The following is a 12,055-nucleotide window of genomic DNA, read 5'->3' as shown; positions in this document are numbered from 1 at the left end:
CCTGAATATCTTTCTCATTCCCCAAGAGTATCGCATCGCTGAACTTAATGAAGCCCTTCAGTTTGCCACAGCGGCGATCGGCCTTCGTGAGCGCTCAGCTGAAACATTACCAGACATATGGGGCATCATCCCCGATCGAGGTAAAACATCGGCGATCCTCCCATGTGCATCGTGATAAACGATTGTCGGCCCTTTCGTCCGAAGCTGCTGGAGAGTGGCGGTGTCGACCCGATAGCTTTGAGCGAGCTGATGATCGGAAGCCTGACTGATCGCACTGCGCCGATCCTGGCCGCGGAAACGAAGCTGGTTGTAAATGGCCCAGGCAAATAGAATCGCTGCGTTGACCAGCGCAACAATGACGTAAAGGGTCACCGTGTGCAGGGTCTGGAGAGCTTCCGGAACTATCGGGCGGGGGGCATCTCCAGCGCCGGTCGAGCCGGCGAACAGGCCACGATAAAGAAGGTATCCGAAGACCAGCCATGCAATCGCCGTCACAACGAGGTCGATCACGCGCGCAAGACGGGAACGGGTATTACTGACATTGATGATCATTGATGCAATCCTCGATCAGGACTCGTCCAGCGTGCGCGTCCCCGATTTGTTTTGATGAAGACCTTGGGATAGCTGGCCAATGTCGTGAGCAGGCTCAGCATCCAATAGATTGCCGGGTACCAGATCACCCAATAGAGGGTGCGGCCAAGTCCCCGCTCATACCGACGCTCGATCAGAATGCTCACGGCAAACTGCAGGACGCAGGTGGCGGCAAGCACCATCCCGGTGAATGCTGGCGGCAGAAGTGTTTCGACACGAATGCCAGTCGGAAGAGGGTAAAACTTCCCCAAAGCCCAAAGGATAATGGTTAGCGCGAAAATAAAAGCCCAGCTGCTCGAAAGTAGATATTCGATTGCCAGAGGCCAAAGCCGCCGCTGTCGCCATTTCAGGAGAGAGGTCAGAAACTTCAAAAAGACTTCCGCCCCGCCCTGCGCCCAGCGCGACCTCTGACGCCAAAGACCGCGCAACGTCTCCGGCATCAAGATCCAGCATAAAGCCCGGGGCTCATAAAAGATTGCCCAGTGATCGCGCTGCAGCTTCCAGCTTATGTCGATATCCTCGGTGATCATATCGAGGCTCCAGTAGCCGACGCGATCAAGCGCCTGGCGGCGGAAGCCGGCGACCACACCCGAGACGGTGAAGATGCGGCCGTAGACGCGTTGCGTGCGCTTGATGAGCCCGATGATGGACGCGAATTCCCCGACCTGGACACGCCCGAGCAGGCTTGAACGATTACGGATCCGGGGGTTCCCCGTGACAGCTCCAACTCGCGGTTGTTCGAGCATGGGCTTCACGAGCCATGCTGCAGCGTTCGGCTCAAGCATCGCGTCTCCATCGATGCAAACCAGATACTCACTGGCTGCCGCAAGCGCGCCGGTTCGAAGCGCGACGGCCTTGCCCTGGTTCTCGGCAAGATGGATGACGCGAAGCTTCTTGTTGGAGGCCGCCAGCCTGTCGAGGATCTCTCCGGTTGCATCCCGCGATCCATCATTGACCGCGATCACTTCGATATTGAGATAAGCCTGGGCTAAGGCGGCTCCAATCGTTTCTTCGATCTGCTTTTCCTCATTGAAGCAGGGAATGATGATCGAGATGAGAGGTGTTCCCGGAAGCTCTGGCGCGCTTTCATGCTGCGGCCAGTGCCTTTCCCAATGAAGCCAATAATATATGCCCCCCGCCATCCACAATGCGGACATGAACAAGGGGTAGAGGAAGACAAAATCGAGCAGAAAGCCTCCATTGGTGACGAAGGCAATTCCGGTGATGCCGCCAACCATCAGCAGGAAGACGGCAAGAGCTCCAAGACGTTCGATCATTTGAAAGGATACCAGGCTGTGGAGATCGCGGGTCGGACGGTGCCAATATCAGGCTTGCCGGCCACGAAATCGTCGGGATAGTAGCCGAAGCTGCGAGCACCGCGCCGTTCGAGGCGCTTCATCCAGTCGGCCAGCACTGCCGGGTCGACCGGGTTGTCAGACGCATTTTTGTCCGCCGACCAGTCACGAGCCTGCAATTCAAAAATGGTGCGATCGAGCGCGCCGGGGCGAGCGGCTACAGCGTCAACGAGCGCGTCCATCCATTTGGCGACATCAGCGGGCGGGATCTTTTCCATGAGCGGCATCGCCATGGGCGCGGTCCAGTCATAGGCCGCTAGAAAATCGTCGAGGTTCTGAGCAAACCACGCTTCGCTATCCGGCTCCAGAACTGGCTGGGCGAAAATGCTGCGCGCTGTCTTTACGTCATCGCCGCGAATTGCGCGGACGCGTCCTGCAAGTTCTGTAGTGAAATCGATCAGTGCGCGGCTCTTGAGGCGCGTCCACCGCTGCATAGCTGCAGGATCGGCGCGGATAGCACTAATGTCTTCTGGTAACCCCGCTTGGGCGTATGCCTTCAGGGCGGCAGGGCTGACATCCTCAAAATCAGAAAGTAGCGCGTCATCATGGAACAATATTCCATCGAAAGACGCCTGTTTTGAAAGATCCTCGTAAATCTCACCAATCTGCCGACGAACCTCTGGGTCGAAGGGAGAAAGGCGGCGATATTGATCGGGGTCCACCTCGGTCTTGCCGGTTTTCTCGTTCCAGCGCAGCACGCGTGGAAGGGCCGGATCAAGGTCGAAACCCAGCACCGGCATCCAGGCATAGACATTTACGGCTGCGCGGGTGCGAAGCTGCCAGGCAACCCGGTTGAACAGGTCAGCACGCATCGGTAACCAGCGGTTGGGAAAATAGAGCGACCGGATAAGCCCGTCTCCCTCAGGGTCAGCAAACGCCTGAAGGAAAACCGTATTTACACCCATGTCGGCGACGCGCTGAACAAGGAGACCCAGATTGCGATCCATCTGTGCCGGATCGGGATCATAAATATAATCGAGATCAACATGGATAACGCGGAGGTTCTGGCGCTCCTCCAGATTGACCACTGCTGCCGCGAAGTCCGCAGTCCGGGGATCATTGGCGAGAAGCAATCTTGGCAGCGTGTTGCTCTGATCGACTGGGATCAGGTTGTCGCTCAGAGACAGCGTCAATTCAAAGCCGTGCTCGCCGATGACCGAAAGAGCCGTGCCGCTATAGGCACCATAGGGCCATACCCAAACACGGGGGCGCTTGCCGGTAGCTTCTTTGATCTCGTCGGAAATTGTTCGGGCATCGTCGGCAATCCGCGCACGATATGCCTCGTCACTTTCATAACGCCCGCTTTGAGCATCATAAATGCGCGTGGCTGCGGCAGGCTCACTATTCCCCTGCGGGTTTGCAAGAACACCGCGATGCATGTCATGAGTGTGTGAGGCGATCTCGACCAGGCCCGACGCGGCCATTTCCCGTACCTGCTCCCAGGTGACGAACTGATCGCGGGGCGCATTCTTGTCACCAAAGGCTACTTCATGACCTGCGGGGGTGCTGACCCATTTGCCGACGGGCGCGAACACCGCCGGCCAACCATAGGCCTTCAGGATCGGATAGACGCGCTTATAGAAGCTCGCATAGCCATCATCGAAAGTCAGGAGAGCAGCCCGATCCGGTAGAGACGCACCGCCTCGATGCGCGGCGATCACGGCGTCAACAGAAACAGGAACATAGCCATTCTCGCGCAGCCAGGAGAGTTGCTCGATCAACCGGCTTGTACGGACGGCGACCCGCTCCTGATCCGGAGCATCGTCCGACACATCGTGCCATGAGATCGCCGCCAGCTTGTTCTTGAGCCAGGGCTGCGCGGCCTGTTCGACAGGGCGCTCGGCGGGAGCCACGAAAGGTGGAGCTGCCGCAACCGGGTTGCCCAGAGACAGGCCAATGATAGTTGCGGGAATAGTGTAAAGGTGGCGCATGGCGGTGCCTCAGAAGCGGAATGTGAAATTGACGGAAGCGCGCAGATCCGGTTCGTAGTCGCCATCATAGGGACGGTAGAGCGTCGCCACTCCGGCGGAGGCCTCGAACACATCATTGGCACGAACGGTATGGCGATAATCCGCTGAAAGGATCGCGCCCGTCCCGTATTGCTTCTGCCAATAGCCACCCGCGCCAAGCGTCAGAGCATGGTCCCACACCGTTTCGTACCGACGGTGAATTATGTGAGTGAGGGTCAGATGCGGCATCGCGGCGGCTTCGGCCGAAGGGCTGAAATAGGGTACATTGCTGCGGCTGTTGGCGGAAAAGCTCAGGTCAAAGCCCAGGTCGACCCGAAAGTGAGGCTGTGTATGGATACGCTGGGTTGCTTCGACGAGCGCGGCAACGCGGTCGTTTCCGTCCGAGAACCACAATGTCTGAGCGCTCCCGCGCACCTCGCGCCGCTCATTCTCACGCCAGCGAAGGAAAGCGCTGATGCCATCGGCCTTGATGCCATTATGCAGAGCGCGCAGCGGCGTATCACTCGAAAGAACCTCCCCCGTCGCGCCGATCTGCCAATTATCGTTGATATCGACGGACGCCGCGAGCCGCATGCCAGGCTTGGAACCATGTCCGTAGCGATGGCCCGAGGCTTCGGCTTCAAGCACGAGGTTGCGGGTGCGATACTCAACACCCGCGAAAACCTTGTCGCGCTTGCCTTTCCCTTCCTCGAAACGGCCCGAGGCATGACCCGAACCGGCAAAAACGCGCCAGTTGTAGTCAAGCGGTGGCGAATAGAGGACAGCTTCGATACCGCGATCCCGGTTGCCAGTCAGGGGGTTGCCGCCCCCGAACCCATATTCCGTACGTAGCTGAAATTCCGCCTTGTTGTGCACCTGCCATAGACGATCGAGGCGCCGGGCGCGCAGATTTTCAGGAAAGCGAGTGAGCATATCCCGGCTGAGGAGTTCAGCCTGACGCCATTCATTGAGATCAAGCGCCGTCAGGCCCTGCTCAACCTCGACATCAAGCGCTCGCGGCGCCTGGGTTTCCGCTATTTTGAGGTCGGCCTCCGCGGTACGCGGCAGACCACGCACACGCCAGACCGAAGCGCGACCGGTGCGCAGACCGACATTGGCAGGCGCGGCATCGGTCATGCTGGAAAAGCGCCGCTCGGCCTCCGGCAGATCGTCTGCGAACAGTCCGGCCATGGCTGCCGCCATCTCGCTTTCGAGCCGATCGGAGTTGGGTAACTTTTCGGGCTGGCCCTTCTCGTAATGCCATATTGGGCGCGCCTGATTGACGGCTTCGATATGGGCGCGGGCCGCTTCTATTTCCTCATTCTCTACCAAGGCATAGAAGAGACCGATCTCGGCGCGCTGGGTAAGATCAGGGTCGCCAGCATCAATTAGGTCACGATAAAGATCGCGGGCGATCACCGGCTTGCGCAGGTAGAGATAGGCTGACGCTACTTCGGCAAGAACATAGGGCGGAACCGTAACACCCTCTGCACGCAGCGCCTGATATTCAGCGCTGGCGTCCTGCATGCGGAACCGGGCATGGTAGGCCACGATACGATCGAGCCGCGCCTGCTGAATGCTTTCTTCGGCGCCTTGTCCCTGCTCCCGCCAAAGCGCAATGAGTGAATCCAGGCGTGAGATGGCGCGGTCGGCGACAAGAAAGCGCTCACTTTCATTTCTTGAAGGCCTGGGCGCAAGCCGCACGAGTTCGGCAGCCGCGGCAGCCTGAACCTTCCGTTGCTGCGCGGGATCGAGCAGACCTGGCTCGGCATCGGAAAGCGCGAGAGCGGGTGCAGCAAGACCGACCCTGCCATAGGCGAAAATGCGTTCACGGCGGAGATCGGCCCGGGCTGGGGCGAGTTCCAGAGCCCGATTGTAGGACCTGAGGGCATCGAAGTTACGGCCAATCCGGCTGTAAGCATAGCCTAGTGCGGCATGGACATCGGCATTGAGCGGTACATCGCGGACGAGCAATTCGCCCTTGGCAATCGAAGCCGGTTTGGAGAGATCCGCGAGGACCATTGTCTCGCCGATGAGAAACGCCAGGTGTCCGGGTGCGATTCGCAAGCCTTTTTGAAACAGGCTGAGCGCCGCTGAAAACTGCTTTTCGTTGCGGTAGGCACGCGCGGCTGCCTCGATCATATCAAGGCCGGACTGGGCCTCTTGTGGAAGGGCCAGATAGCTGCTGATGACTTCAGCATCCAGGCCTGCCCAGCTGGCAATAGTGACCCTGTCCTTTGCTGCGCGAACGTCTTGGGGATCGGCGGATGCGCGCGCCCGCAGCATGTCGAGCGCTGGCGCATGATCACCAGTACGCGCACGCTCGATCGCGGCGTTGTATTCCACCGGATCCGGCGGAGCGGCCATTGCTGGAGAAGCTAGGGAGGTGCCTAGCGCTAATGCTGCTAGGCATGCCTTCCGGAATCCGCCCTCACCACCCATTGCCCTAAATCTGGCTCTCGGCGGAGGATGACGATCAATCGTTTTAGACATATTAGTGGCTGTCGGCGGTTTATACATGGCCGCTGACTGACCAATAAAGTACTGTTGGTCAATGATTGATGAAATCTGAAATGTAAACGATTGTAAATATATACGTCTCGAAGTTAGAGAAAGTATCTTCACAAATTATTAATTAATTTACATAGAAAATGTAAGGCATTTACGCGAATAGCTACGAAATTTTATGTTTTTTGCTCTCTCTGCCACATCGAATGTCGCCATAATTTGGCCTCTAATGGAAAAGAGAGTAATGCGGTACTGCATAATCTACAAGAATGTTGTAGAACATTAAAGCGAATAAGCGCCTGCCGCTAAGTGGCACCGTGGCTCTAGTCGCTGCGTTCCCCGAGCCAGGTTACGGCGCTACATTCACATTTGTTCTGCCTTTGACCCTCCCGCCTCGGTCTTTCCAGCCTTCCGTTTGGCTCACCCAATTCCCACATCGGCAGATTGCAAATTATTGTAAAAATGAAGTCATTTCTGTCGAATGTCGTTCGTTTGTGAGTTAACAAGGTCCTATTCTGTTTTCTGCAAAACGGCGGGATGTATAGCCTTATGCGCCGCGGCAATCTTATATTGGTGGTCGATGATAATCCGGTGCTTCGCCGGTTGATTGTCGAGAGCTTGACGGTCGCAAATTATGAAACTGTTGAAGCGTGCTCTGCCGATGAGGCATTAGAATTTCTCAGGGGGAGCGAAAAATTCGGAATGGTGATTACCGATATCGAGATGCCTGGTTCGATGGATGGAGTCGCCCTAGCCAACATCGTTCACGAGCGTTGGCCGGAAATCGCTCTGATTGTCACTTCGGGCCGCGTGCAACCAGCTGCCGGAGCTTTGCCGAGGCGGGCAGAATTCGTGAAGAAGCCGTCGCGGGCTCACGACTTCATGCGGATCGTACAATCCCTGATTGCTGCCCCGGATCAAGGCGGTGGGTGTCGACATGTTGTTCTTCGCGCCCAATCTTTCCACCCGGCCACTTTCCCGTGCACGAACGGCTAGCGGATGCGTTCCTGAAGAACACGGCCGAGAAGGACGCGGCGAGAGCGCGCGCTCCATCGATGCCGCGGGGGCGACGCGCAAGGCCATTGCGGCGGTAATCCGATCCGGTGAACCGCTCGACGCCAATGCGCCGGAGTTTCGGGGCCGTGGAGCAGCACAGAAGCAACCGCCCTCCCCGACTAAGGGTCGCAGCCGCTAATTTCGTCCTACGCGGAAACAGTTGGCCGCCGGTGACGTTCGTTGAACCTGAGGCGGTCGATGGCAGTAAAGACCTAGCACGTCGCGCCGTGGCGTCCTTTGCAGGAGAATTCAATGCGGACCATCGCCCTCGTCTTGGCTATAATTGCCACCACTGGCCCCGTAGCAGCGCAGGATTACCTAGGTACGCATCTCGACACGGTTCGGGAAGAAACGCTGCGTCGTCACCAACAGGACATGGTGACGGACAGGCCGGGCGAGAGAAGGTCCAAAGCGTCCAGGCGAACCACGTCGTCAAGGCAGGTTTCGCAGGCTGAGCGGCAAGCCGCGTCCTCCAGAAACAAGGCCGAATATCGTCGCAGAATGTTGCGGGACGGTCCCGTCGCAGCGAACCGATGGCTGGACGAACAGGCGGGTGCTCAGCCGGTCGACGCCCGCCCAAGGGCGACAACGCGCACAAGCAAGACCAATTGCAAGAAGGTGCGTTGGGTCAATCGCGCGACGCCGGGTTTCGGTGGAGGCCCGATGACAATGAGCCGGGTTGCCGTTTGCGCGGAATAGATTGTGAGGAAGTCCAAGCCCTGCAAAGCCGCTAATTTCGCCCCAGGCGGAAACTCTCGCTCCCCTGCCGGCGTTCTAACGGATTCCGGAAGATGTTGATTTAGGGGCGGGGCGTGCCGTGCTGCAAGATACGACAAAGGTCAGTGAGTTGCACCCTCGTCTTGATTGTCGAAGACGAGCCGCTTGTTCGGATGGCGGTTGAGCTTCCCGGGGGCTGCGAATTTATCGCCAAACCCTATCAGGGTTTCGACGTGGTGCAGTGCCTCTCTCGAATCATCGGATAACGAGAGTATATGAGGAAGATATGCGCTTGAAACCTTACCAGACGTCACTTGGCCTGTTGGCGGCGATCTCCATTTGCGCGCCGGCAGTCGCGCAGATTGATTACAGCAGTGGTCAACGGGACCGCCAGGTTTGGGAACGAAAACAGTTCGATCGACGGATGGACCAGAAGCGGTCCGGCAATGATGCCCGCAACTCGGCGGGCATCGCCTATAAGGATCCGCTTGCTCCGCTAGACCTGGAAAAATCGATGGCGACGTATCGCTCAGATTATCAAGAACTTCTTCGCAGCGTCGGCAAAAAGAATGCTGATCGCTGGCTGGAGATGAAGACGCGTATCGATCGCTCGAAAAGATAATATCGCGTCGGATGGACAGGGTGCGGCTGATGCCGCAGCCGCGGACAACATCCTCGCAATCAACAACTTTTCCAGAGTTAAGGCCTGCGCATTGCACGCGCCCGCGCCTCAAACCAACGGTCGGCGCTGGCTTGACCATCGCGAATTACGCGGCGCTGATAATGGACTTTGTGGATGGACCATGCAGCCTGGCGCTCGGCACGCGTGAGGGGGCGGGCGGTCCGTTCTGCGGGCTGCGCCTGGTTTTGCTGTCCAGCAGCCTTCGCGCGCTGCCGTTGCTGATGCTTGCGCAGATTATCCATACGCTGCGCATCCAGAGTGGGACCAAGCCATTGCGCATGGGCAGCGTCGGCAAGAAACAGGGATGAGCCAGCCAATGCCGTCATCAACACTTTATTTTTCAACATCGGTGCCTTCCACATCTCTATATCGGGATAATCGCGATTGGCTGCTGCATAAGTACGCTTGAGGTCGTTGAACGGGTCATGAATTGAAATGGAGCGGAAAAGATGATTGGCGCAATTGTTCTCATGATGGCCGCTCCGGCCGCCACCGCGCCTGTTGTTGTGAATGATGAGCACAACGAGGCCAGGCGTCTGCACGTCGGCGATACCGGCATCGACTGCGTGCGCCTGCCGTGCCCGAGCCGTGGTGTTTTCGAGCCGGACGAACGCGGCTTCGCTGCCCGTAGTCGGTTGCTCTACGCCGATCTCGACGGAAAACCCCGCCGCTACCGATGATCGGGGAAGAGGCTGACCAGGCGAAAATCGTAAAGGCATGGAATGATCGTGGCTGCCTTGCGATTGCAGGGCAGCTGATCTCCGGCGAGGATGAGCGGCCAACGCTGCGGGTCGATCGCATCATCGGGCCCTGCGGCGGCGAAGAATGACTTGGCGGCCCCGTACATGGTGGTGCCTGCCGCTGCTCGCATGTTTATTGGCGGGGTGCGGGGATCGCCAGGGATCGATCGATGCCGCCCTGGCGCTCGCCGAGATCAACTATCCAGGCCGCCTCGAACTTTACAACACACATCTGCAAAAGGATCATTATGACGTCGTTCTCGCGATCAAGGACGATCCGGTTACCCGCATCCGCTTCGGTGTCGATCGCGACCCCGCGCAATGCAGCTCAGAGACGCGTTGTGAGGTGCGCCTGCGTAGTGCCTATGCAAATGGCGTAGCCGCAGGCGCGAAACTGAAAGCGCTGGATCAGGCGCTGCGGAAATGCAGTGTGACCGCGCTGGGCATTGATGAAACGTATATCACGCCGGCCTTCAGAACGATCATCGAGCTGGACATGGACCCGGCAGCCCCGCAGCCGTCGTTGGACCGTCTGACCCCATGCATCGCAGCGTTCCGACAAGCCTTGCCCCCCGACGCCACATCGGCGCAGCACAGTCTGGCGCTGCGTATCCTCCCAATCAAAACAACTGGGACAGTGCCCACCTCACTTACCTTTGAAACGCGGCTGGCGAGCGATCGGGCTGACGAGGTCAGCTATCTGGCTAATCTCGGCCCGGCTGATGGACATCTGTCAGCCGCGAAGCTGCGGCTGAACCCGCATTATCTGAAGGACGACGTACTGCGCGCTCGCCTTATCCAGGCCGCGCGCCGCACCCTGGATGATGACCCTGCGGGCGGTCATGTACCCCAACTTTCTTTCCTTTCGGAAACACAGCTCGATCCGCAACGTCTCGACGTGATCCGCACCTATGTTCTGGCGTGCAGCAAGCACGAACCGGGCAAAGGCCCCTGCAAGACCGATATCGCGGTACGCATGCGCTATGATTTTCAAAGCCGGGAAGTGTCTGAACAGATGGTGCTGCGCCATATCAGAGACGAGCGCGGAAGAATGACCCTTCCGGAACTTCCCGGACGCTGAGGAAGGCACGAGATCCCGCATCGAGGCGGCGTCGGCAAAAAGGCGCGCAAAATCTCACCCTTGGATGATGTTCCTGTCAGGCTTAAGGTGTCAGACGCATCTACACTTTTGGGCATCCCGGAAACGGAATATTGTTAGCCGTTTTGATCTTCATGCCGCGCTGCCCGCACCTGGGTAGATGAGTTGACCGCCTTGCCTCGTGGCCGCTGATGTCACCTTGGCAGGTTCGATGCGGCCGTTCCCCATCAGGTGAAAGACCTCCCTGCCTCCGTCCAGAAGGTAATCCGCGACGATCCTGCGGTGGCAGCGCCACCAGACCGCCTCGGAGCACATGATCGCGCAGGTCTTTCGCTGGCTCAGCTCGAGAAGCTGCCGAAAGCCGGCGTGAAAGTCGCTCGATAGTGCGTGATCGGCGTAGTTGTGAAAGCTCTGGTTCTGCCAGAAGCTATTCAGCTCAGGATCGATCGACCACTGTCGTGGTCGCCGTCCGCCAAGCTCCTCGATATAGGTGTGATTGATCTGATATTCGGCGAGCGCCATCGGAAGCGCGTCGAGATTATACTGCGGGTTAGTACGGGATCGCGGAATTGAGCGCACATCGACGAGTTCTGTGACCTGCGCGGCACGCAGCATTTCGACGAACTGGCTGATGGTCCGAGTGGAATGACCGACTGTGTAGATCGGAAAGCGGTCTTCGCGGCTCATACTGGCTCCTTCGACAATGCGGCTGCGACTGCGCTCCGCAATGTTGGAAGGAGTTCGGAGACGAACCACGGATTCTGATTGATCCAAAGCTGCGAGCGCCATGAGGGATGCGGCAGCGGGAGCAGCGAGGGCAGGTATCCCCGAAAATCACGCACCCGATCCGACATCCTGCCTGGTCCCAGCACAGCGGCTTGCGCATAGGTCCCTACCAGCAGGGTCAGCCGCACGTCCGACAGATATGCAACAATCTGATTCCTCCATAGCGGAGCACACTCGCGCCGCGGCGGGGCGTCGCCGCTCTTGCCGCGGCCTGGATAGCAGAAGCCCATGGGCAGAAGGGCTACCACGCTGGCATCGTAGAAAGTTTCGGGCGTTATCCCCATCCATGTGCGCAGGCGATCACCCGAACGATCCGAAAACGGCATCCCGGACTGTTGGACTTTACTGCCCGGTGCTTGGCTTACGATCAGCAAGCGCGACGTTGTCGACGCCTGAAGGACAGGGCGGGGTTCGAACGGAAGCAGGCCAGCACAGACCCGGCAGCGCCGTGCCTCGTCCAGCAAGATGTGAAAGCGAGCCTCTTTCAGGCTGTCCTCGGGGAGCGCAGACATCGTGAGTATGAACACGACCGGGAGGAACGAGTTCCTTTCGTGGCGCGCACACGAGATGAA

General features: G+C 58.4%; 11 protein-coding genes. 3 read left to right on the top strand and 8 right to left on the bottom strand.

Annotated features, from left to right (window positions below):
* Positions 1-57: 57 nt before the first annotated feature.
* Genes pgaD through pgaA form a run of 4 tightly spaced genes read right to left on the bottom strand, consistent with a single transcriptional unit; the run spans position 58 to position 6,415 of the window.
* Complete coding sequence (gene pgaD, locus WFR25_RS07370; protein ID WP_336969804.1) at positions 58-552, bottom strand: poly-beta-1,6-N-acetyl-D-glucosamine biosynthesis protein PgaD; 495 nt, start codon at positions 550-552, stop codon at positions 58-60.
* The gene (gene pgaC / locus WFR25_RS07365) at positions 549-1,868 is read right to left on the bottom strand and encodes a poly-beta-1,6-N-acetyl-D-glucosamine synthase (RefSeq protein ID WP_336969803.1); all 1,320 of its coding nucleotides are present in this window, start codon (positions 1,866-1,868) and stop codon (positions 549-551) included. The genes pgaD and pgaC overlap by 4 nt, the downstream gene beginning before the upstream one ends.
* Complete coding sequence (pgaB, locus tag WFR25_RS07360) at positions 1,865-3,877, bottom strand: poly-beta-1,6-N-acetyl-D-glucosamine N-deacetylase PgaB (RefSeq protein WP_336969801.1); 2,013 nt, start codon at positions 3,875-3,877, stop codon at positions 1,865-1,867. The genes pgaC and pgaB overlap by 4 nt, the downstream gene beginning before the upstream one ends.
* A 9-nt stretch (positions 3,878-3,886) precedes the next feature.
* Entirely contained in the window at positions 3,887-6,415 is a 2,529-nt protein-coding gene (gene pgaA, locus WFR25_RS07355) for a poly-beta-1,6 N-acetyl-D-glucosamine export porin PgaA (RefSeq protein WP_336969800.1), read from the bottom strand.
* A 537-nt stretch (positions 6,416-6,952) separates the two neighbouring features.
* Between pgaA and WFR25_RS07350 the strand changes: the two genes are divergently transcribed.
* Both WFR25_RS07350 and WFR25_RS07345 read left to right on the top strand, forming a co-directional pair.
* The gene (locus tag WFR25_RS07350; protein WP_336969798.1) at positions 6,953-7,399 is read left to right on the top strand and encodes a response regulator; all 447 of its coding nucleotides are present in this window, start codon (positions 6,953-6,955) and stop codon (positions 7,397-7,399) included.
* Between the two features lie 1,063 nt (positions 7,400-8,462).
* Entirely contained in the window at positions 8,463-8,798 is a 336-nt protein-coding gene (locus tag WFR25_RS07345; RefSeq protein WP_336969796.1) for a hypothetical protein, read from the top strand.
* 77 nt (positions 8,799-8,875) lie between these two features.
* Here the strand turns inward: WFR25_RS07345 and WFR25_RS07340 are convergent, their stop codons facing one another.
* Together WFR25_RS07340 and WFR25_RS07335 are read right to left on the bottom strand one after the other, a co-directional pair.
* Positions 8,876-9,640 carry a hypothetical protein gene (locus tag WFR25_RS07340; RefSeq protein WP_336969795.1) on the bottom strand — a complete coding sequence of 255 codons (765 nt, stop codon included), beginning with the start codon at positions 9,638-9,640 and terminating at the stop codon, positions 8,876-8,878.
* A gap of 91 nt (positions 9,641-9,731) precedes the next feature.
* The gene (locus WFR25_RS07335; RefSeq protein ID WP_336969793.1) at positions 9,732-9,920 is read right to left on the bottom strand and encodes a hypothetical protein; all 189 of its coding nucleotides are present in this window, start codon (positions 9,918-9,920) and stop codon (positions 9,732-9,734) included.
* A gap of 24 nt (positions 9,921-9,944) precedes the next feature.
* On the opposite strand from WFR25_RS07335, the gene WFR25_RS07330 reads away from it, so the two are divergent.
* Positions 9,945-10,679 (top strand): hypothetical protein, encoded by a 735-nt coding sequence (locus WFR25_RS07330; protein WP_336969791.1) that lies wholly within the window; start codon positions 9,945-9,947, stop codon positions 10,677-10,679.
* A gap of 150 nt (positions 10,680-10,829) precedes the next feature.
* On the opposite strand, the gene WFR25_RS07325 is transcribed toward WFR25_RS07330, so the two are convergent.
* Both WFR25_RS07325 and WFR25_RS07320 read right to left on the bottom strand, forming a co-directional pair.
* Positions 10,830-11,384 carry a DUF488 domain-containing protein gene (locus WFR25_RS07325; protein ID WP_336969790.1) on the bottom strand — a complete coding sequence of 185 codons (555 nt, stop codon included), beginning with the start codon at positions 11,382-11,384 and terminating at the stop codon, positions 10,830-10,832.
* On the bottom strand, positions 11,381-11,995 hold the full coding sequence (locus tag WFR25_RS07320; protein WP_336969789.1) for a uracil-DNA glycosylase family protein: 615 nt from the start codon (positions 11,993-11,995) through the stop codon (positions 11,381-11,383). The genes WFR25_RS07325 and WFR25_RS07320 overlap by 4 nt, the downstream gene beginning before the upstream one ends.
* Positions 11,996-12,055: the final 60 nt, after the last annotated feature.

This window comes from Sphingobium aromaticiconvertens, from assembly GCF_037154075.1.
GTDB classification, from domain to species: domain Bacteria; phylum Pseudomonadota; class Alphaproteobacteria; order Sphingomonadales; family Sphingomonadaceae; genus Sphingobium; species Sphingobium aromaticiconvertens.
This window is presented reverse-complemented; position numbering and strand designations above follow the sequence as displayed.